Raw genomic sequence first — 21,293 nt, 5'->3', positions numbered from 1 at the left:
CAAAAAACGGCGCGGGGTGAGCCGCGCCGTCGGGAGAACGGTGAGCGATTGTAAGGGCGGCTACTGGCCGAAACGGTATTCCAGCCCGGCCTGCGCGACGCCGATGGAGCCGCGCTCGTTCTGGTAGAACCAGTCGCCGCCCAGGCTCAGGCCCCAGTGGCCGCCGAGCGCCAGCTTCAGCGCGGCGCCGGTCATCACACCCAGACCCTGGTCGTCGATCTTCTCGCTGCCGCTGGTACCGGTGACCTCCGACTCCTGCCGCCAGGCGATGCCGCCCAGGCGCGTGGTCAGCGAGAGCTTGCCGGTGATCGGCAGGTCCTGGCGGACGCCGAGGCCGATGAACAGGCCGCCGGCGGGCTTGAGTTCGGCGAGGTCGCCTGGCAGCGCCGCCGGACGGGTGCTGCTGCCGCTGAGGCGGACATCGTAGTTGCCCAGGCTGCCGCCCGAGGCTTCAAGGCTGAACAGCGGGCTGAGCTGATAGCCCAGGCTGCCGATCAACGCGGTATCGCGCTTGTCGATGCGGGTGCTGACGGCGTGGCCGCGCGCCGCCAGCTGGCTGTCGAGCTTGGCGCTCTGCGCGTCCGACAGGCTGAGGCCGCCACGCAGGCCCAGTGTCCAGCCGCCGACCGGCGCCGCCTGCGCCAGAGCCGACAAGCTCAGTGCCACCAGGGGGAACAGGCTACGCAGTGCGGTAAATCCGTTTAGTCGCATGGTCAGGCCTCAAGAAGAAGTGGGTGAAATGTCGCCAGCAGCGTAGTGGCGGTTGCCGGTCCGGCCTATCCCCCGTTCCCGGTATTCCTCACCGGGCGATGCGGGTGGCCTTCACACCAGACCGAGTCGGTTGGCCGCGAGTACCGCTTCGGCCCGACTGGCTACGGCCAGTTTCCGGTAGACGCCCTTGATATGAGTATGCGCGGTGTGCGGACTGATCGCCATGGCCCTGGCCGCCTGCGGCACCGAGTAGCCCTTGGAGACCAGCAACAGCACCTCGCGCTCGCGCTCGGTGAGCGAGTCGTTGGCGGCCGCGCTGGGGATGGGGGCCGCGAACTGCGAGAGCAGGCGGCGGGCGATGCTCGGCGACAGCGGCGGCTGGCCGTCGAGCATCGCCTTCAGCATCGCCGCCAGCTGCTCGCGCGACTGGTCTTTCAGGATGTAGCCCCGGGCGCCCAGCTTGAGCGCCGAAAACAGGTGCTCGTCGTCGTCGAAGATGGTCGTGACCACGCAGCTGGCCTGCGGCTGGGCCAGGCGCAGGCGCTGCAGCACCCCCAGGCCGGGGGCGTCGGGCAGGCCGAGATCGAGCAGCGCCAGATCGACCGGCGCCTGGATCGCCGCCAGCGCCTCGGCGGCGTTGGCCGCCAGGCGGATGTCAGCGGTGGGGAAGGCTTCCCGGGCAGCGGCAGCCAGCCATTCGCGGCTGCTGGCCAGGTCTTCGACGATCAGGATGTGGGCAGGCACGGCGTCCATGGGCGGGAAGGCTAACCCATCGTGGCGGCCTCATGTCCGGCCGGCGGGCTTGATCGCCGTGTCGGCTTCGGCAAGTCTGCACTCCCTTTGGGCAGCGAACGGCGAGCAGCACACATGGCTCCACCCGCAACACCGCCTCCGGCATGAACGGCTCTATCCCCGGACTGCTGATCGGCCTGATCCTGGCTGCCGGCCTGGGCTGGTGGCTGGGGCGGCGCAGCGCGCGCCGCGTCCCGCCGCCAGTGACGCCGGCAGCCAGCGCCAGCGCCGACCTTGGCGCCGCGCGGGAAAGGGAGCGCATCTACAAGGATCTGCACGACGATCTGGGCGCCAAGCTGCTGCAACTGGTGCACGGCGCCGCGACCGCGCCGCAGGCCGACCTCGCCCGCGCCGCCTTGCAGGACCTGCGCGACGTGGTGTCGCGCTCGCGGCGGCCGCCTGCGGCGCTGGGGCAGCTGCTGGCCGAGATCGAAGCCGAGACCCGTCAGCGGCTCGCGGCCGCCGGCGCCGAGCTGGTCTGGGAGCAGGACGCGGCGCTGCCCGAGGTCGCGCTGGACCAGAGCCAGACCCTGCACCTGATCCGCATCTGCCGCGAGGCGGTGAGCAATGCCCTGCGCCACGGCGAGGCCGGCTGGCTGCGGGTGCGGGCGTTCCGCGCCGGCGTCGAGCTGATGCTGGAAATTACCGACGACGGCCAGTTCGAGGCCGCGCGGATCGGGGCGGGGGCCGGCACCAGCGGCATGCGCGAGCGCGCCGCCGACCTCGGCGGCGACATCCGCTGGAACGAGGGCACGCTCGGCGGCACCAAGGTGATCCTGCGGGCGCGGGTGTTCGCGCCACCGGCGCTCCCCTGATCCGGCGATAGGCGTCGCTCCGGGGCGCCCCCTAGGGTGTCGGCGCCCCTCGAAGCCGGAGTTCGTCCATGTCCCTGTCCCGCCTGCTGCTGCTTGCCCTGCTCGCGCCGCTGGGAGCCGCCCATGCCCAGGATGCCGCCGTCGAGGCCGCCGCCAGTGCCGAGACGACGGTCGCGGTCGAGGCCGCGCCGACGGCTGCGGCCCCCGCCGCCGTGCTGACCGCGTCGCTGTCGGTGCCGGTCAACGTCGGCTATCCCGAGGACATGGCCAGCTACGCCAAGGTCGTGGTGGTGCCAACCGCCTATGTGAAGCTGCTGGTCGATGGCAGCGTCTTCGTCGCCAAGCAGGGCGGCGGCCTGGGTTCGCTGGGCGGCGCCAGCGGCAACTCGGTGAAGGCCAAGGGCAGCTACAAGGTGGCCGGCATCGACAAGGCCTATGCCCAGGGTCTGGCCCGGCAGGCCTATGACGATTTCGTCGCGCGGCTGCGCGACGCCGGTTACACGGTGCTGACCTATGACGACGTGAAATCCCGCGACTACGTCGCCTCCGCCGCGCGCGATACCGGCGGCGGCGACTGGGGCATGCCGACCGAGAAAGTGGTCGGCAGCCGCGACACCTACGTGGTGGCCGCACCCAGCGACGAGATGGCGTTCAAGGTCGGCTTCACCGGCGTGTTCGCCGAGTTCATCAAGTACGGCCGGCCGAAGTTCACCGACGCGGCGATCGTGATCCCGACCTACACCATCAACGCCCCGCTGGCGGCGGGCGAGACCGACAGCGGCTTCAACCGCATCGAGGCCTCGGTGAGCGTGTCCCCGGGCATGAACCTTCAGCATGCCAGCGCGATGTGGATGGGCGCCCCGAAGGTGCGCATGGGCGGCCGGAACCTGCCAGGGGTGGTCACCAAGGCGCCGGTGGTCAACATCAGCGACAAGGCCGGGACGCTGAGCAGCGTCGATACCTCGCCGACCGGTGCCAACGCGCTCAGCAAGGCGCTGTCGCTGATGGGCGGCGGCGGCTCGATCTCGTCCAGCTCCTCCGAATACACCTACACCATCGACCAGGCCGCCTACAGCGCGGCCGCCCTCAACGGCTTCGCCAGCTTCAACGCCGAGGTCGCCAAGGCGCTCGCGGGCCAGTAGTCGGGAGCGGCGGCGCCGACGCCCCGGCCACCGCCGGGGCCTTGTCGTTCAGGCGCGCTGGAAGTCGTAGATCGAGCCCAGCGCGAGAATCTGCGTGAGCCGGTCGAGCGCCGTGCGGCATTCGTCGAGCAGAGCCGGGTCGGCCAGATCGGCCAGCACCAGGCGGTCGCGGTAGTGCTGGCGCACCCAGGTTTCCAGCGCGTCGGCGCGTTCGGGCGTGATCCAGCTCCGGGCATTCACCGCGCCGCGCTGGGCCTCGTCCAGAACCACCCGCAGACGCAGGCAGGCCGGCCCGCCGCCGTTGTGCATGGACTGGCGCAGGTCGAACACGCGGACCGCCGTGATCGGGCAGGCCGGGTCGGCGATCAGCCGCTGGATGCAGGCCCAGACCCTGGGGTTTTCCTGGCATTCCTGCGCGACGATCAGCGTATGGCCCGGTGTGCCCGGCAGGCAGACCAGTTGCGAGTTGAACAGGTAGCTCGACACCGCGTCGGCGACGCTGACGTCCTTCGTCGCCACCTCGACGAACGCGGCCTCGGGCAGCCGGGCGCGGATCCAGTCGCGCTGCGCGCGGGCATCGACGAAGGCCTCTTCGTGGAAGAACAGCAGTTCGCGATTGCCGACCGCGATCACGTCGTTGTGGAACACGCCCTGGTCGATTACCTCCGGCCGCTGCTGCTGGTGGTGTACGCGCGCGGGATCGAGCCCGTGCAGTCGCGCCAGCGCTTCGCCGGCGGCGCGGGTCTGGCGTGCCGGGTACTTCTGCGGCTTCGGCTCGGTGTCGCCGGCGGCGCCGTAGACGAACAGCTCCAGCCCCGGTGCGCCGTAGTCGGCGCAGAGGCGGGTGTGGTTGGCGGCACCTTCGTCGCCCATGGCCGGCGTCGCCGGCAGCGGCGCGTGATGGGCGAAATGGGTGCCGGGCGGGAAGGTCGCCGTCAGCGCCCGCGCGGTGGTCGCCGGCTCCAGCGAGCGGTGCAGGTGGCAGGCGAGATTGGCCGGGGTGAAGTGGACCCTGCCGTCGGCGGTGTCGGCGCCGGGAGAAACCGTGGCGGCATTGGCGGTCCACATGCTGCTGGCGCTGCTCACCGCCGCCAGCAGGCCCGGCGCCTCACGGGCGGCCTTGGCCAGCACCTCGCCGTCGCGGCCGCTGAAGCCCAGGGCCTTGAGGGTGGGGATGTGCGGCCGCTCCTGCGGCGGCAGCACGCCCTGCGGCAGGCCGAGCGCGGCCAGCGCCCGCATCTTGGCCAGCCCTTGCAGCGCGGCCTCGCGCGGATTGCTGGGTTTTTCCGCGTTCTTCGCCGAGGCGACATTGCCCTGGGCCAGGCCGGCGTAGTTGTGGCTGGGGCCGACGAGGCCGTCGAAGTTGGCCTCCAGGGCCGCAGGGTATGGGGCGGTAGGCATGCGCGGCATTATTCCTCATTCCTGGGGTGCACCGACCGGCTGCGGTCAGTGCAGTGGAAACTGCAGGATCACCTTGGTGCCGCCGGTGGTGCCCGGCGCCCAGTCGATGCTGCCGTGCAGCGCTTCCGCCCGGTGCCGCATGCCGGCGGTGCCGCGACCGCTGGCCTGCGTCAGCTCGGCGGCGGCTAGTCCGGGGCCGTCATCGGTGACATCGAAGACCAGCGTGCGGGCGATGGCGCGCACGCGCATGCGGATGCGGGTCGCCTGACCATGGCGCAGGGCATTGGTCACCGCCTCGCGGGCGATGCGGAACAGGTGCAGCACCTGTGCTTCGTCGAGGTCGGGGTCGGGCGTGTCCGGTGCCTGCTGCCAGTCCAGGCGGCTGCCGGCAGCCTCCAGCCGCGCCTCGGTTTCCTCGCGGATCTGGCCGAGTGCCTGCAGCAGCGTGCAGGCGTCCTGATTGGTGCGGCTGACCACGTCGCGGAAGTCCTGCACCACCGAGCGCACCAGGTCGGCCTGCTCGGGCCGTTCCAGCGCATGCACCAGATTCAGCAGCTTGGCGCCGATGTCGTCGTGCAGGTCAGCGAGCAGGCGGCGGCGTTCCTCGGCGGCGGCCTTCAGGCGCTCGCTGGCGACGTCGGTCGCCAGGGCGCCGCGCAACCGCACCAGCTCGTCCTGGAGTCGGCGCTGCCGCCGCCAGAGCAGGGCGGCGACCAGGGCCAGGGCGGCGGTGATGATCAGAGCAAGCCAGGACATGCCCCGATGATGCCAGCTTGCGGTCTCAGTTTTTGGGTGTCGCCGCCGTCGGCAGGGCATCCGCTTCGGCCTGCAGACCGAGCGCCCGGTAGACCTTGCGCAGCTTCTCGCGGGTGTCGCGGCTGCGGTCGTGGTCGGCGCCGAGATGCTCGGTGAGCACCTTCAGGCTCGCCTCCAGCTCGGTACGCGCGCCGGCCGCATCGCCCAACTGGAAAAGACAGTCGCCGTAGTTGGCGCCGAAGGCGGCGGTGCGCCAGTCGTCGCTGCCGTAGCGGGCACGGGCATCGACCAGTACCTCGCGGTACTGGTCGCGTGCCTCGGCGAGGCGCTTCTGCTTCATCAGCAGTGTGGCGAGGTTGGCGCGCGGAATGATGCCGGCCTCGTTGAGGCTGGGATCGCTGCGTGCGGCGGCGATGGCGTCGCGGTAGTTGCGTTCCGCCTCGGCCTGCTGGCCGATGTCGGACTGCAGATTGGCCATCATCGCCATCGCCGCGATGCTGCGTTGGTGGTTGCTGCCGAAGCGTGCCCGGGAGCCGGCCAGCAGCTCGGTGCGCAGGGCGAGGCTCTCGTCGTTGAGTCCCGCCGCCTTGGTCTGGCTGGCGAGGTTCTGCAGGCTGATCAGCGTCTTCGGATGCGTGCCGCCGTAGATGCGCCGTTCGCGCGCCAGTACGTCGCGCATCAGCGGCAGCGAGCGGTCGATCTGGTCGAGGTCCGAAAGGGTCGTGGCGAGACTTCCCTGCACGTCCAGGGTCTCGGGATCGTCGGCACCCAGGCGGCGGGTCTGGATCGCCAGCAAGCGCTCCTGTTCGGGCAGGGCTTCCTTGGCCTTGCCGTTGATCTGCATCACCGCCGCATGGTCGGCGGCGGCCACCAGGGTCTGCGAGTCCTCGGCGCCGAAGCGGTCGGCGAGCGCGTCGCGTTCGGCCCGCAGCCGCGCCTCGCCATCGTCGCCGTTGCCCTGCTCCAGGGCGCTGATCGCCCGCTCGCGCTGGGCGGCGTAGTGCAGCCGCCACTCGGCCTCGTCGTGGGACGGCAGCGCGATCAGGGCGTCCAGCTCGCGGTCGGCGTCGGCGAAACGGGTCTTCTGCAGCAGCGCCTTGCCGTGAGCGAGCCGCGCCTGACGGGTGGCGAGCGCGTCTTCGCCTTCGGCGGCGGCCGACAGCTCGATGGCGCGCGACAGCAGCTCCAGCGCAACGTCGGTCTCCGCCAGGCTCAGGTAGGTCGCGCCGAGCGTGCGGTGCAGGCTGGCTGCCACCACCGGGTCCGTCTCGCTGCGTAGGTTGAGGCGTGCGGCGTCGAGCAGTTCGCGCACGCGCAGGTCGCGGCCGAGATCCTGATCGGGATCGGCGGCGGTGAGCATCTTTTCCAGAAAGGCGTTGCTGGCGTCGGCCTGCCGTCGCGCCGCCGCCTCGGCCAGGCCGTAGCGCAGCGAGACCAGGCTGCCGACGATCAGGGCCAGCAGTGCCACCGCCAGTGCCGCGCTCAGCGCGCGGTGCCGGCGCACGAACAGGCCCAGCAGGTAGCCGGCGGTCGGCGGCCGCGCCGCAATCGGCTGGTGATCGCGGACCCGCTCCAACTCGTCGGCGAGTTCGGCGGCGGAGCCGTAGCGCTGCGCCGCTTCCGCTGCCATCGCCTTCATCACCACGGTTTCGGTGTCGCCACGCGCGGCCGGCAGGTGTCTGGACAGGCGCTCGGCGCGCGACTGCCGCAGCACCGCGATGGCCTCCATCACCGTCGAGGTCGAGAGCCCCGGGTAGGGCAGCACGCCGCTCAGCAACTGGTAGGCGATCACGCCCAGGGCGTAGACATCGCTGCGCGGGTCGCCGGCCTGGCGGCTGCCGGCCAGTTGTTCGGCGCTCATGTAGGGCACGGTGCCCAGCACCTGGCCGTCGACGGTCAGGCCGGCGTCCTCGCGCACCATGTGGGCAACGCCGAAGTCGAGGATGTGCGGCCGGCCTTCGGCGTCAACTAGGATGTTGGCGGGCTTCAGGTCACGGTGCACCACGCCACGGCTGTGCGCGTAGTGCACGGCGCGGCCGATCTCGGCGAGCAGCGCCAGCTTCTGCTCCAGGCTCAGCGCGCGGCTGGCGGCGTAGTGCAGGAGGTCCTGGCCGTGGACGCGTTCCATCGCCAGATAAGGCAGCGGGCCGGCCTCGCTGTCGGCGACGCCGGCGGCATACAGACGGGCGATGGCCGGGTGTTCCAGCCGGGCCAGCAGCTCGGCCTCGCGGCGGAAGCGCTGCTGTGCTTCCGCCGGCAGGCTGGCGGTGCGCAGCACCTTGAGCGCGATCTCGCGCGGCGGCTCGCTTTCCTCGGCCAGATAGACCCGGCCGCTGGCGCCTTCGCCGAGCAGGCCGAGGATGCGGTAGGGGCCGATGCGGGCGGGGAGGGCGGTCTGGCCGGCGTCGGCCGCTGCATTGTTGTTCGGAGTCATGGCGGCCAGCGGATCAGGGCGGTCAGTCTACAGGTGCGGGTTGACCAGCCCCAGGCGGGTGGCTTCCAGGGCCGCCTCGGCGCGGCTGCTGACCTTGAGCTTGCGGTAGACGCTCTTGATGAATTCGTGGGCGGTGTGGTGGCTGACGCCGAGGCTGGCCGCCACTTCGGCGATCTTGTAGCCCTTGGCGATCAGCGACAGGGTTTCGGTCTCGCGCGGGGTCAGCCGCTTTTCCGCCGCCTCGGTCTGGCCAGCCTGCTCGCCGAACACCCGCAGCAGCCGGCGCGCGATGCTGGCCGACAGCGGCGGCTCGCCGGCGGTGATGCCGCGCAGGGCCTGCATGGTCTTTTCCCGGGGCTGGTCCTTGAGCAGATAGCCCTGCGCGCCGGCCCGCAGCGCCGCGAACAGGTGCTGGTCGTCGGCATAGATGGTGGTGACCACGACGTGGCAGGCCGGGTGGCGGTTGACCAGATCCCGGATCAGCTCGATGCCGGAGCCGTCGGGCAGGCCGAGATCGACCAGCGCGAGGTCGGGCGCTGCATTGCTGGCCTGGCGCAGGCCGGCCGCCAGGGTCGCGGCGTGATGGACCTGGATACCCGGGAAGCACTCCTCCAGCGTCTCCACCAGCCAGCGTGCCAGCGGCAGTTGATCTTCCAGTACCAGGCCAGTCCGCATCCGTCCGCTCTCCTGTGGGTTGGCCGCCACACTGGGCAGCGGTGGCACTGGCGTCAAGGCGAATCCGGGCCTTACCCCCTGTTCTGGTTATGTCTGCGGCGGAGCCCGCTGTTTAGTGTTCCTGCGGTCTGCAATCCGCCCCGTCCGGGGCCCCGTTCGAGAACCGCCGATGAAATTCGCTCCGCTGCTTGCCGCCAGCCTGTTGCTGCCGGTGCTGGCCCATTCCGCTCCCGACATTGGCGACGACAAGGCCTCGGCGTTCAAGGGTACGCAGAAGCTGGCCATCACCGAATTCGCGGTCGAGTTCTACACCCAGATCCATGCCGAAGGCCGTCAGGGCGGCGCCAATGCGCAGGTCACCTCGGTGCTCAACGGCGTTGGCGCCGAAGACTTCCAGGCAATCACCGACCAGGCCTATGCCGACACCGTCGCCAGCCTCAAGGCCGCCGGCTTCGAGGTGCTGGACCCGGCCGTGGTCAGCGCCGATCCGCTCTACCAGAAGCTCGCCGAGAAGTACGGCCAGACCTCGCCGTGGACGTTCACCGATTCCAGCGTGGTCAAGGGCAAGCCGATGATCAGCCAGGTCGTCGCACCGGCCGGCATGCCGGCCTATTTCTCGTCCAGCATCGTCACCAACCGTGGCGACTTCGGCCAGCGCACCGACGCGCAGAACCAGGGCCGTGGTGCCAAGGAGGGCGAGCTGGCGAAGTCGCTCGGCGCGACCCTGCTGCACGTGCACTATCTGGTCGGCTTCGGCCTGCCCTCGGCGAGCAAGAACAACGCACTGTTCGGCGGCAGCACCGCGCGCGCGGCCATCGAGCCGGGCAATGTGCTGTTCCCGCTCGACAGCGAGTGGCAGTTCGTGACCAGCGCTGGCGCGCGCACCTTCACCAGCAGCAGCCGTCCGCGCCACAGCGGCGCGCTGTATCTCGACAAGCCGCTGAGCAGCGCCACCAACATCTTCGCGCTGCAGGACGCCACCACCAGCGGCGACAAGAAGAGCGATGGCGCGATGAACGCGATGGGCGAGCTGTTCGGCGGCTTCGGCCAAAAGACCAAGCGCAGCGACGCCACCCCGTCCAGTGCCGAGGCCTATCGCCAGGATCTCGATGCCCTGCTGCGGCAGGCGACTGCCGCCTTCACCGGCGCGCTCGCAGCCGCCCGCTGAACCGCACACCAAGGAAGACCCCATGTACAGACCGACCCGCAAACCCCTCGTCCACTCCCTGCTGCTGCTCGCCAGCGCTGCGCTTGCCGCCTGTGGCAGCAACGGCGACTACGTCGAGCTGAGCCCGCCCGCGCCGAGCACGACGGTCAGCGGCGTCGCCGCCACTGGCGCAGCGATCAGCGGCGGCAATGTCGCCCTGCGCTGCGGCGGCGGCCTTGGCGCCAATGCGGTCAGCGGCGCCGACGGCCGCTGGAGCGCCAGCGTGCCCAGCGCCTCGCTGCCTTGCGCGGTGCGGATCTCCGGCGGCACCGTTGGCGGTGTCGCCAATGCCTCGGTGTTCTACTCCCTGGCCCGCGCCGGCAGCGGCACCGCCAGCACCGCCAATCTCACGCCGATCAGTGATCTGGCGCTGGCGGCGGCGGTGAACAGCGCCACCGGCAGCGTCTTGGAAGCCTGGTATGCCAGCGCCACCGACGCCCAGCGCCAGCAGGTCGCCGACGGTCTGGCGGCGGCCATCGCCAACCTGCGCACCGCCTTCACCGACGCCGGCTACACGCTGCCGGCGGGTGATTTCGATCCCTTCACTGCGGCTATCGTCGCGGGCGGTGCCACCGACGCCTACGACCAGTTGCTGGAGGCCTACCGTCAGGCGCTGGACGACGCCGGCCGCAGCTATGAGACCGGTCGCAGCAGCTATACCGGCGGCGGTGGCGTGACCGCGCCGATGGACCCGGAAGAGCCCGAGCCGCCGGTCGGGACGCCGCTGCCGGACGACAAGCTGGGCGTGTCCTTCACCGACGCCAGCGCCGCGCATCTGTGGCTGCAGCCGGATGGGCAGGGCGGCGTGTCCGTGCTCGACGGAGAGGGCGACGGCAAGATCGCCGTCAATATGGGCGACCGCACCGACGGCGGGCCGGACGGCAGCGTGCAGTTCAACACCATCCCCAACAAGCTCGGCACCTTCGCCTGTGGCGACGCGGTGGGCACCAGCAAGCTGCACATGCAGGTGACCTTCAACGGCATCACCAATCCGCGAAAGACCTATGTGTCCTTCGGCGACGCCGCCGATCCGGATCAGCGGCCGCTGCTGGAAGGCTACAGCTGCTCGCTGACGCTGACCCATGTCGGCGCCTTCGAGAGTCGCTACATCTACAACGACGACTACGTCGAGGGCACGTTCACCGCGAAGCTGCGCCAGCGTTCGCAGGAATGCACCGGCGAAGGCGGCACCTGCCAGCCGTTCAAGGATCTCGTCATCAGCACCGGCAAGTTCCGTATCAACAAGGCCGGCCGCTACACGCCACCGACGCCGCCGCCCGCAGCGAAGAGCGTGCTCGGCCCGATGCTGAAGCGGGTTGTCGCCGGCGACTATGTGTTGAAGTGCTCGACCTCGCAGGGGCAGCCGGCGCAGAGCTTCAACTTCAGCGTCGCGCAGGATGGCAGCAGCAGCTTCAACGGCGCGGCGCTGGTGGACGCGACGCATCCGGGCACGATCAAGAGCGATGGCGACCAGAGCAGCTTCACCACGCTCGCCTTCACGCCGGCCGCCTCGAACAGCGACTACGTGGTGATCGGCTTCAAGAAGGACGGCACGTTCTATCCCAACAGCGTGCGCAGCGGCGGCTCGGTGTACCAGTGCTACTTCAACACCGGCCACACCGCACCGGCGACCACCTCGGCGGCGATCGACAACATCCGCGTTGCCGCCGGCAACCTGGCCCGCACCGAGACGCTGAACTGCACGCAGGGCGGCGCCACCGCAGCCCGGACACTGACCATCGCCAGCGACGGCTCGGCGCAGCTCGGCGATCTGGCCTTCACCTCGGGGCAGCTGTACACCATCACCGATGGCCTGCTGTTCGCGACGGTGAAGAAGGCGACGCTGTCCTGGTCTCAGCCCAGCGCCTTCCGCAGCCTGGCCGTCGAGGTCAATGCCGATCTGAAGACGACGGGTGTACTCGCCGGTGTCGGCCTTGGGCCGAACGACGCGATCAGCTGCACGCCCTGATTGCGAAGCAGCGAAAGCCCCCGGTCGGTTGACCGGGGGCTTTTTGCTGGCTGCGATTCAGTGCTGGAAGATCCGGCCGAATTGTTCCAGTGACGAAGAACAGCGCCGCCTCGTAGTCGAAGCGCTCCGCCTTCTGCTGCAGGCGCAGGGCGGTGGGTCATGCTCCAGCACGTCGTCGACTTCCGCTGCGGCCATCGCCGGGTTCTGCTGGGTGACGGTATCGCTGCGCAGGTCGATCACGATGGGCGCGCTTACAGCTTCAGACCCGGCGACAGGCTGGTCGGTTTGGCGAGGCGATGCGCCTCGGTGCTCGACACCGGATAGCTGCAGTAGTCGGCGGCGTAGTAGGCGCTGGCGCGGTGGTTGCCGCTGTCGCCGACGCCGCCGAAGGGATAGCTGCCGCTGGCGCCGGTGGTCGGCTTGTTGCGGTTGACGATGCCGGCGCGGCTCTTGCGGAAAAAGCGCTGCCATTCGGCGTCGTCGTCGCTGAGCAGGCCGGCCGAGAGCCCGTAGCGGGTGGCGTTGGCGCGGGCGATGGCCTCGTCCAGCGTCGCGTAGCGGATCACCTTCAGCAGTGGGCCGAAGTCTTCCTCGTCGGGCACCTCGGCGGCGATGGCGGTGACATCCACCAGACCGGGCGAGACGAAGGCCGGGCCCAGCGGCAGCTTTTCCATCGCCAGCAGGCTGGTGGCGCCGAGCGCGACCAGGCGGTCGTGCGCGGCCTTGAGGCCATCGGCGGCCTTGGCTGAAATCAACGGCCCCATGAACGGCGGCGGCTCGTCCTCGGCGCGGCCAACCACGAGATTCCGGCCGGCTTCGGCGAGCTTGGCCAGCAGGGCATCGCCCTTCTCGCCAAGCGGCACGAACAGGCGTCGTGCGCAGGTGCAGCGCTGGCCCGAGGTGATCCAGGCCGACTGCACGATCTCGTGCACGGCGGCGTCGAGCTCGAAGTCGCTGCCGACGATCAGCGGATTGTTGCCGCCCATTTCCAGCGCCAGGATCACCCCCGGCCGTGCCGCGAACTGCTGGTTGAGGATCGCGCCCGTGCGCGAGCTGCCGGTGAAGTAGAGACCGTCGAGTTCCGGATGCTGGGCCACCGCCTCGCCGGTGGCGCGCTCCCCCTGCACCAGGTTGAGCACACCCGGCGGCAGGCCGGCCTCTTCCCAGAGCTTCACGGTTTCCTGCGCCACCATCGGCGTCAGTTCGCTGGGTTTGAACACCACCGCATTGCCCGCCAGCAGCGCCGGCACGATGTGGCCGTTGGGCAGATGGCCGGGGAAGTTGTAGGGCCCGTAGACCGCAACCACGCCGTGCGGCTTGTGGCTCAAGAAATGGCGGCCGAATTCCTGCGGCTGCTCGCGGCTGCCGGTGCGCTCCTGGTAGGCCGCGATGGAGATGGGGATCTTGCCAGCCATCGCCGCGACCTCGGTGCGCGCCTCCCACACCGGCTTGCCGACTTCGCGGGCGATGGCGCGCGCCAGGTGCTCGCTGTTGGCCTTCAGCAGCTCGGCAAACCTCTTCGCAATCGCCGCCCGCGCCTCGAAGCCCAGGTCGGCCCAGGCCTCGAAGGCGTGGCGCGCGGCCCTGAAGGCGAGATCGACATCGTGAGCGTCGGCGCTGTTGCCGCTCCAGAGGGTTTCGCCAGTGGAGGGATTGACGCTGGCAAAGGCCGGCCCGTGACCGGGCAGCCAGTGGCCGTTGAGGTAGTGGACGGGAGTGGTCATGGGGTTTCGTTAGTCGGGAGGATGACGAGCGCCCGCAGACGCTCGGTGGTCCGGTCGCGGTCCAGCAGGCTGGCGCCGACATCGACCATCAAGGCTTCCCATTCGGGACCATCAGCGGCCGTTTGCAGACCGTTGATGCGCAGGAAAACGATGGCCGTCAGCATGGCGGTGCGCTTGTTGCCATCGAGGAAGGCGTGGTTGCGGGCCAGGTAGTACAGATAGGCGGCGGCGACTTCCACCAGGTCCGCGAATGGAGACTGTCCGCCGAACGTCGCCTGCGCTGCCGCCACGGCAGACTGGAGCAGAGCCTCTTCGCGAATGCCCTGCAATCCTCCGTGGCGCGCCAGTGCCGCATCGTGCAGCGTCTTGACGATATCGACGGTGAGATGCGTGCAGTTGTCGGGAGTCAGGCTCACGCGGTAGCTCTCAGGCCAGCTTCTTCAGCGTGTCCTGGTAGTCATCCAGCGTCTTGGCGATGGTTGCCTGCACCGCTGCCAACGGTGGCGCCTTGCGGATGGGCGTGATCACCATCGAGCCACCCGGGGAGACTGTGATGTTGACCTGATCGCCGACCCGCAGGCCTGCGAGGTCCAGAAGGGCGCTGTCGAAGATTAGCCCCTGGGAGTTGCCGATCTTGCTGATGGTTTTGAGCATAAGGGCTCTATGCGGAGAGAGGCTGGGGAGAGTATAGCCCGCAGTAAAACAATGTTTAACAACCTCGACCCGCTCAGGACGACAGACGGTACGCATCAGTCTCGCCTTTTGAGACGTCGCTTGCTTAGCGTATGTCAGTGACATTGATTTTCCGCAGCGGCGAATCGATCAGGCCTTTTCCCGGTGGCTCCTGGAGCTCAGGCTGGGATTGTTGAAAATCAACACATAACTAGCCACGCATTACAGGGAATCAGGGAATGTCCGAAGCAGAAGGCTCGAATCTAAAGTCGATCCTCCACTCGAAGAGGGCAAATCTTTACTACCTAGAGCATTGCCGTGTGTTGGTGAACGGTGGTCGGGTGGAGTTCGTTACCGAAGAAGGCCGGCGTTCCGTCTACTGGAATATTCCCATCGCCAACACCACAACCGTGCTGCTCGGTACCGGCACCTCGCTGACGCAAGCGGCCATGCGTGAGCTGGCGAAAGCTGGCGTGCTGGTGGGCTTCTGCGGCGGCGGCGGCACGCCGTTATTTGCAGCCAATGAAGTTGATGTAGAGGTGGCTTGGTTGTCGCCGCAGAGTGAGTACCGGCCTACGGAATACCTGCAGCTCTGGGTTAAGTTCTGGTTCGACGACGCACAGCGACTCAAGGCGGCCAAGGCTTTTCAGGTGGCGCGGCTGGACCGCGTGCGCCGTTTGTGGACTGACGCGCGCTGGTTGCGTGAGACAGGTTTTGCCGTTGATGTACGCGCACTTCAGACAGCGCTGGACGAGTCGCTGCGCCGCATCCAGGGTGTGCCGGACAATCCCAATCTTCTGGCAGAGGAGGCTCGGCTCAGCAAAGAGTTATTCAAGCTAGCGGCGCGCGCGGTGAGCTACGGCGACTTCGTGCGTGCCAAGAGGGGCATAGGCGCTGATCCGGCCAATCGCTTTCTCGATCACGGCAACTATCTGGCCTATGGTCTGGGCGCCACCGCTACCTGGGTGCTGGGCTTGCCGCATGGCCTGGCCGTCCTGCACGGCAAGACCCGGCGCGGCGGATTGGTCTTCGATGTGGCGGATCTGATCAAAGACGCCACAATCCTTCCGCAAGCCTTCCTATCGGCCATGCGTGGCGACGAGGAGCAGACTTTCCGCAGTGCCTGCATCGAGGCGTTGACGCAGTCCGAATCTCTGGATTTCATGATCGACACGCTCAAGGCGGTTGCCGAGCGGGTGGGATTGCAGGCGCAGTGAATATCCTACTGATCTCGGAATGCGACAAACGGGCGCTGAAGGAGTCGCGGCGCATTCTGGATCAGTTCGCCGAGCGCCGGGGTGAACGCACTTGGCAGACCTCCATCACGCAGGCAGGGCTTGATGCGCTCCGGAGCCTGTTGCGCAAGACCGCCCGCAAGAACACCGCTGTAGCTTGCCACTGGATACGCGGCCGCGACCGCAGCGAATTGCTGTGGATCGTGGGCGATGCCAGTCGCTTCAATGCGCAAGGCGCTGTGCCCACCAACACCACTGCGCGCGATGTGCTCAAGAAACAGGGCGAGAACGACTGGCATACCGGCGAAGCGATCCGCCTGCTCGCCGCGCTGGCGGCACTGCTTCATGATCTGGGCAAAGCCTCTCTTGCCTTCCAGCAGCGGCTGAGGGGGCGGCTTCTGGAACGCAATATTTATCGTCACGAATGGGTTTCGTTGCGCTTGTTCCAGGCCTTCGTAGGCGATGACGATGACGACGCCTGGCTGCGGCGCCTGGCCAATCCCGATGCGTATGATGAAAAGCAGTGGACTGCGCCGGGCCGCTATCAACGCGACGGCATAGACGCTGTAACTCCTTATCCCTTCCAAAAGCTGCCACCCCTGGCTGCGGCGGTCGGCTGGCTTGTGGTGACGCATCATCGTTTGCCTGTGGTGCCCGTGAGGGACGACGAAGGCCACCAGCGCAGGCTAGGGCAACGCGCCCCTGACTTCAATCAGGTCTGGGTGCAGGAGCCGATGCGTCTTGTGGCCCATGACTGGAACGAGGTTTGGCAGGATGCGTCCTTGCAGCAGATCGAACCGTTCTGGAAGCTCGCCGGCACGCTGCCCGTCATGGAGCCAAAGTGGCGCGCGCAAGCCGTGCGGTTGGCCAAACGTTTGCTGACGTTGAGGCAGCGAGACCAGAGCAACTGGCTGGACAATCCTTATGTCATGCATCTGGCGCGCCTGAGCCTGATGCTAGCGGATCACTACTACTCCAGTTTGCTCAGAGATTCGACAGAGCGAGTCGAAGGCGACGGCAAAACCAAGCTGTATGCCAATACCGACCGGGATGGCCTCAAGCAGCCGCTGGACGAACACCTGCTGGGCGTGGCGCGCGATGCTAGTCTGATCGTCCACGCGCTGCCCGGCTTCGAGCGGTATCTGCCGCGCCTTGCGCATCATCGCGGTCTGCGCAAGCGTAGTGCCAATCCGGGCTTCTCCTGGCAGGACAAGGCAGCTGATGCCGCTGTGTCCTTGCGCGAAACAGCGCGACAGCACGGTGCATTCATCATCAACATGGCGTCCACCGGCTGCGGCAAGACCCTGGCCAATGCGCGAATCTTCAACGCGCTGGCCGATCCACAGCTGGGCATGCGCGCCACTTATGCGCTCGGTCTGCGTACGCTGACACTGCAAACCGGACGCGCCTATCGGCAGGACTTGCATCTGAGCGAGGACGAACTCGCGATTCGGGTCGGCGGTTCCGCCAGCCGGGCGCTGTTCGAGTACTACGAGCAGCAAGCGGAAGCCAGCGGCTCGGCATCTGCGCAAAGCCTGCTGGAGGAGGACAGCCATGTGCTTTACGAGGGCAATACGGCCGACCACCCCTTGCTGTCTCGTGCGCTGCATGACCCGGAAATCCGCAAGCTGATATCCGCGCCGATGCTGGTCTGCACGGTCGATCACATTGTGCCGGCAACGGAATCCCTGCGCGCTGGCCGCCAGATCGCGCCGATGCTCCGGCTGATGAGCAGCGACCTGATTCTGGATGAGCTGGACGACTACGACATCAATGATCTGCCGGCCCTGACCCGACTGGTGTATTGGGCCGGCATGCTGGGCACGCGTGTGTTGCTTTCCTCTGCGACTCTGCCCCCGGCTCTGGTGGAAGGCATGTTCCTGGCTTATCGCCATGGGCGGGCGCAATACCGTCGTAATCGTGGCGAGGCAGGTGGGCAGGCCAGCAGCGTGTTTGACTTGCCTTGTTTGTGGGTGGACGAGTTCGGCGTGCAGACGGCGATATCCGCACAAGAGCACACCTTTGCGGAGCAACATCGGCAATTCGTGCAGAAACGTGCCAAAGCTTTGTTGCAGGCGCCACCTCTGCGCCGTGGAGAACTCTTGCCGCTCGATATCGACAAGAACTTGGAGCGGGAAGCTGTGCATGTCGAGTTTGCCGCGCAGGTTCATGGAGCCTGCCTGCGGCTGCACGGCGATCACGCCGAGACCGACCCCGTCAGCGGCAAGCGCATCAGTTTTGGCTTGGTGCGCATGGCCAATATCGATCCGCTATTCGATGTGGCCAAAGCCCTCTTCGCGCTCGGCGCCCCGGAAGACTGTCGCATTCATCTGTGCGTGTATCACGCACGCTTTCCGCTGGTGCAGCGCTCTGCTATCGAGCATCAGTTGGATGCGGCATTCAACCGCCGTGGCGATCAAGGCCAGGCGGTGTATCAGCTGCCGGAGATTCGCAAATGCATTGACGCGCATCCTGAGCATAACCAGTTGTTCGTCGTGCTGGCTTCGCCGGTCTGTGAGGTGGGGCGCGACTGGGATGCCGATTGGGCAATGGCCGAGCCCTCCTCCATGCGCTCGCTGATCCAGCTTGCCGGTCGCGTGCAGCGGCATCGCGGCAAGCTGGGGGATAAGCCGAATGTGCTGATCTTTGAGTTCAACCTTCGGCATTTCCGGGCGGGCATGGGCCGGGACGGTAAGCCGCCGGCAGCTTTCGTGCGTCCGGGATTTGAGCTGCTAGATAAACCCGCCAGCCATCACTTTCGCTTGAAGGCCCATCGCCTGAGCAAATTGATGCAGCCGGATGAGTATCAGGTACTCAATGCGCTACCCCGCATTCTCCAGCGCTCGGAAGATCAGTGGAAGCCAGCGCGCTCCCTGGTTGATCTGGAGCAGGCCAGGATGATCGCCGCCATGCTGCCCCGCTCCCGCGCGCCCTCAGAGATTGCGCTGGACTCTGAAGCCGATATGCAACGCGATGAAGCCGCCTGGGCTTGGCAGCACGCACAGGCCAACTTGACCGGCGTGTTGTCGCAGCAGCAGCCGTTCCGCGACAACAGTCTGCGGACTACGACGCTAGTACTGCTGCCGGATGAAGAAGAGGATTCTCTGATTTTGCATCGAGTGGAGGAGTTGGGAAAAGGTACAGAAAGACTTTACGTCCGAATCGAAGAGGGGCAGCGGCGAGGGTTGGTGATTCGGTTGGGTGAGCGTATCGGTCCCTGGGGTGAATTTGATGCCTTGACTCTTTTGTGTGAGCAGGCTTCGTATTCGGAGCGCAACCTGCAAGAGGTGGCCAGACAGTTTTCAACGGTTGAAGTGCCGAACAGCACGTATGGTTGGAATTGGCATCCGTGGCTTGGATTTTCTGTTTTTGTGGGGCAGTGAGCCTCGAATCTGTAAATCGGGAGGCGTTGAGGATGGAGGTCACGAACAGGTCTCTGAAATTCCGCTCAGCCATCAAGGCATTCATTGATGCGCGACGCGACGATAAACTTAGAGGTAAAGAGGGAGGGGACAATGCCGCAGCCAAATACGAGTATGGAGTCTGGCTCGCTGATGCGGCGCGCCGGGTGCTGCAGATTCAGGCTGTTACTCATGTTCTCAAGGCGACGCATCCGGACGCACGCGGCAGCAGCCTCCATGCGCCGCCCTCGGCGCTTTCCGTGCGTACCGAAATTGGCACGCACAGCCTGGGCGCCGAGTTTGTCGATGACATCGTCGGCAATGCGGCGGCTCTGGACGTGTTCAAGTTTCTCAAATTGGAAGTCGATGGGCGTCGCCTGCTGGATTGGATGCAGGATGGCGATGCCGACTTGCTGGCCGCGCTGCACGAGGATGAAACGGTAGCGGTTGGTTGGGTGAATGCATTCAAGGGACTCGTGCGCAGTGACGTGCAGGCCAGCTCACATCAAGCGGCCAAGCAGCTTTACTGGCTGGTTGGTGATGATCCCGCCGATGATGCGCATTACCAGCTGCTGCAGCCACTGTTTTCCAGCAGTCTCGCGCATGCCGTACATGCCCGGATTCAGGACGCCCGCTTCTCCGAGGCGAGCGTTGCAGCGCGCAAGGCCCGACGCGAGAAGCAGCCTCATGCGAAGGGCTACAGCGACTACCGCAATTTGGTGGCACGCAAGCTGGGAGGCACCAAGCCGCAGAATATCTCGCAGCTCAATAGCGAGCGCGGCGGCGTGAACTACCTGTTGGCCTCCTTGCCGCCGAAGTGGGATCGGGATAACCGGCCGGCTGTGCTGGGCGTCGAATCGGCGATGAAGCGCTTTGCCCGTTTTGAAGGCGTGGCGGAACTGGTGGACCAGCTGGCCAAGTTCCTGCTCAGCAACCCGGACCGCAACGCAGAGACACGCGACAAGCGCGAGGCCATTGAGCAGGCGCTGGGTCTACAGCTGCCGATCTTTGCCGCCTCTGTGTTTGCACACATGGAGCCGGGATGGACGCGTGACGAACGCTGCATGCTGCCGTTGTGCGAGCAGTTGTGGCTGGACCCGGAGCGGACTCAGCTCGCCGTCCGCGAGGATCACCGGCAGGACGACGAAGACTTCAAGCGTGCCTATACCTGGGCCGATTGGCCCGATGAAGTGGCGGGTCGCTTTGCCAACTGGCTCAACGAGCAACTGCGCAGCAAAGGCTTGCCTGCGCTCGGCGATGCCGAGTTCAAGCACTGGGGCAAGCAGGCCATCATCGAAGCGGACTGGCCCGTGCCGATTCAGCGTCGTGCCGAGGTGGCGTCATGACGTCCCGTCCGAGCTTTAACAGGCTTTTGGTGCTCCCGCATCTGCAGGTGCAGAACGCCAACGCCATCTCCAGCGCGCAAACGCACGGCTTTGTTGCGGCAACTGCACTCCTAGGATTGATGTGGGCCTTGGAGCGCAAGGCGCGCAAGAGCGGTTTGGATATCCGCTTTCAGGCCGTCGGCGTGGTGTGCCATGACTATCAGGAGCAGGTGACCGATAGTGCTTTCGTGAAGGCATTCCGGCTGACCCGGAATCCTGTAGACAAGGACGGCAGCACCTTGGCGATTGTGGAAGAGGGCCGCATCCACCTGGATCTGAGTCTCGTCTTCGCGGTGCGTTCCGAGCGCTGGAAGTCGGAGCCAGAGCGGCAGGCACCAGACTTGGCAACGGTGGCGAATCTGCTAGCTGGTATGCGCATTGCGGGCGGCTCGGTGGTAGCGCCGCAACACGCTTGGCGTTATCGCTACCAGCCGCAGCTAGTCGATATGACGGGGACCGACGAGGATAAGGCGGCGAAATTTCGCAAGCTCTGTTTACGCCTATTGCCCGGCTTCGCGCTGGTAGCGCGTGATGATCTCATCGACCAGCGCCTTGCCCAGTTGCAGGCTGAGCAAGCCAGCGTCACCCGGCTAGATGCTTGGCTTTCTTTGTCGCGTATCAACTGGCGCCATGATCCGGAAGCGGCGTCTGGAAAAGGCGAGTGGGTTCACGACCGTAAAAGCCTGGGCTGGGTGGTGCCGATTCCCGTTGGCTACGGCGCGCTCAGCGAACTGCATGCAGCTGGAACTGTTGCCAATGCACGCGACACCGAAACGCCATTTCGCTTTGTGGAGAGCCTTTACTCGGTCGGGCAGTGGATTAGCCCGCATCGAATCAAAACCTCTGAGCAGCTGCTTTGGTATGCGGAGAGTCGGCCGGAGCAAGGCCTGTATCGATGTCGCAATGACTACATCGCTGCGCCGGACCCGTTTGAGTCCGAGTGCGACTACAACTGATCGTCATCACGAACAAGG

17 protein-coding genes are annotated in these 21,293 nt (G+C 66.8%); 8 read left to right on the top strand and 9 right to left on the bottom strand.

Annotated elements, in window-relative coordinates; genetic code table 11:
- Positions 1-60: 60 nt before the first annotated feature.
- Positions 61-711 (bottom strand): outer membrane beta-barrel protein, encoded by a 651-nt coding sequence (locus ED208_RS13905; protein ID WP_123212527.1) that lies wholly within the window; start codon positions 709-711, stop codon positions 61-63.
- Between the two features lie 111 nt (positions 712-822).
- On the bottom strand, positions 823-1,464 hold the full coding sequence (locus ED208_RS13900; protein WP_123212526.1) for a response regulator: 642 nt from the start codon (positions 1,462-1,464) through the stop codon (positions 823-825).
- Between the two features lie 143 nt (positions 1,465-1,607).
- On the opposite strand from ED208_RS13900, the gene ED208_RS13895 reads away from it, so the two are divergent.
- Together ED208_RS13895 and ED208_RS13890 are read left to right on the top strand one after the other, a co-directional pair.
- A complete protein-coding gene (locus ED208_RS13895) occupies positions 1,608-2,318 on the top strand; it encodes a sensor histidine kinase (protein ID WP_123212525.1) in 711 nt (236 codons plus the stop codon).
- A 68-nt stretch (positions 2,319-2,386) separates the two neighbouring features.
- A complete protein-coding gene (locus tag ED208_RS13890; RefSeq protein ID WP_158608565.1) occupies positions 2,387-3,460 on the top strand; it encodes a hypothetical protein in 1,074 nt (357 codons plus the stop codon).
- Between the two features lie 48 nt (positions 3,461-3,508).
- Here ED208_RS13890 and astB read toward each other — a convergent pair whose 3' ends face one another.
- From astB to ED208_RS13870, 4 genes are read right to left on the bottom strand one after another with little or no spacing between them, the layout of a single operon-like run.
- Positions 3,509-4,861 (bottom strand): N-succinylarginine dihydrolase, encoded by a 1,353-nt coding sequence (gene astB / locus ED208_RS13885; protein WP_123212636.1) that lies wholly within the window; start codon positions 4,859-4,861, stop codon positions 3,509-3,511.
- A gap of 45 nt (positions 4,862-4,906) precedes the next feature.
- The gene (locus tag ED208_RS13880; protein ID WP_123212523.1) at positions 4,907-5,617 is read right to left on the bottom strand and encodes a sensor histidine kinase; all 711 of its coding nucleotides are present in this window, start codon (positions 5,615-5,617) and stop codon (positions 4,907-4,909) included.
- Between the two features lie 25 nt (positions 5,618-5,642).
- On the bottom strand, positions 5,643-8,051 hold the full coding sequence (locus tag ED208_RS13875) for a serine/threonine-protein kinase (RefSeq protein WP_123212522.1): 2,409 nt from the start codon (positions 8,049-8,051) through the stop codon (positions 5,643-5,645).
- A 27-nt stretch (positions 8,052-8,078) separates the two neighbouring features.
- Entirely contained in the window at positions 8,079-8,726 is a 648-nt protein-coding gene (locus ED208_RS13870; protein WP_123212521.1) for a response regulator, read from the bottom strand.
- Positions 8,727-8,895: 169 nt separating this feature from the next.
- Here ED208_RS13870 and ED208_RS13865 point away from each other — a divergent pair, with 169 nt between their 5' ends.
- Positions 8,896-9,894, top strand: coding sequence for a hypothetical protein (locus ED208_RS13865; RefSeq protein WP_123212520.1), 999 nt, complete (start codon positions 8,896-8,898; stop codon positions 9,892-9,894).
- A 22-nt stretch (positions 9,895-9,916) separates the two neighbouring features.
- Positions 9,917-11,902, top strand: coding sequence for a hypothetical protein (locus ED208_RS13860; protein WP_123212519.1), 1,986 nt, complete (start codon positions 9,917-9,919; stop codon positions 11,900-11,902).
- A 251-nt stretch (positions 11,903-12,153) separates the two neighbouring features.
- On the opposite strand, the gene astD is transcribed toward ED208_RS13860, so the two are convergent.
- The 3 genes from astD to ED208_RS13845 are packed head-to-tail and all read right to left on the bottom strand — an operon-like array spanning position 12,154 to position 14,280.
- The gene (gene astD / locus ED208_RS13855) at positions 12,154-13,626 is read right to left on the bottom strand and encodes a succinylglutamate-semialdehyde dehydrogenase (protein WP_123212518.1); all 1,473 of its coding nucleotides are present in this window, start codon (positions 13,624-13,626) and stop codon (positions 12,154-12,156) included.
- A complete protein-coding gene (locus tag ED208_RS13850) occupies positions 13,623-14,042 on the bottom strand; it encodes a type II toxin-antitoxin system death-on-curing family toxin (RefSeq protein ID WP_199720624.1) in 420 nt (139 codons plus the stop codon). The genes astD and ED208_RS13850 overlap by 4 nt, the downstream gene beginning before the upstream one ends.
- A gap of 10 nt (positions 14,043-14,052) precedes the next feature.
- Complete coding sequence (locus tag ED208_RS13845; RefSeq protein ID WP_123212517.1) at positions 14,053-14,280, bottom strand: AbrB/MazE/SpoVT family DNA-binding domain-containing protein; 228 nt, start codon at positions 14,278-14,280, stop codon at positions 14,053-14,055.
- Positions 14,281-14,537: 257 nt separating this feature from the next.
- On the opposite strand from ED208_RS13845, the gene cas1f reads away from it, so the two are divergent.
- Genes cas1f through csy2 form a run of 4 tightly spaced genes read left to right on the top strand, consistent with a single transcriptional unit; the run spans position 14,538 to position 21,275 of the window.
- Positions 14,538-15,515, top strand: a complete 978-nt coding sequence (gene cas1f / locus ED208_RS13840; RefSeq protein ID WP_123212516.1) for a type I-F CRISPR-associated endonuclease Cas1f — start codon at positions 14,538-14,540, stop codon at positions 15,513-15,515.
- Positions 15,512-18,916 carry a type I-F CRISPR-associated helicase Cas3f gene (gene cas3f / locus ED208_RS13835; RefSeq protein ID WP_123212515.1) on the top strand — a complete coding sequence of 1,135 codons (3,405 nt, stop codon included), beginning with the start codon at positions 15,512-15,514 and terminating at the stop codon, positions 18,914-18,916. The genes cas1f and cas3f overlap by 4 nt, the downstream gene beginning before the upstream one ends.
- 32 nt (positions 18,917-18,948) lie before the next feature.
- A complete protein-coding gene (gene csy1, locus ED208_RS13830; RefSeq protein ID WP_123212514.1) occupies positions 18,949-20,280 on the top strand; it encodes a type I-F CRISPR-associated protein Csy1 in 1,332 nt (443 codons plus the stop codon).
- Positions 20,277-21,275 carry a type I-F CRISPR-associated protein Csy2 gene (gene csy2 / locus ED208_RS13825; protein ID WP_123212513.1) on the top strand — a complete coding sequence of 333 codons (999 nt, stop codon included), beginning with the start codon at positions 20,277-20,279 and terminating at the stop codon, positions 21,273-21,275. Before csy1 ends, csy2 begins: the two co-directional genes overlap by 4 nt.
- Positions 21,276-21,293: the final 18 nt, after the last annotated feature.

The organism is Stagnimonas aquatica, assembly GCF_003730135.1.
Lineage (GTDB): Bacteria > Pseudomonadota > Gammaproteobacteria > Nevskiales > Nevskiaceae > Stagnimonas > Stagnimonas aquatica.
Note: the sequence above shows the minus strand (reverse complement) of the source record. Positions and strands in the feature narration are given on the sequence as shown.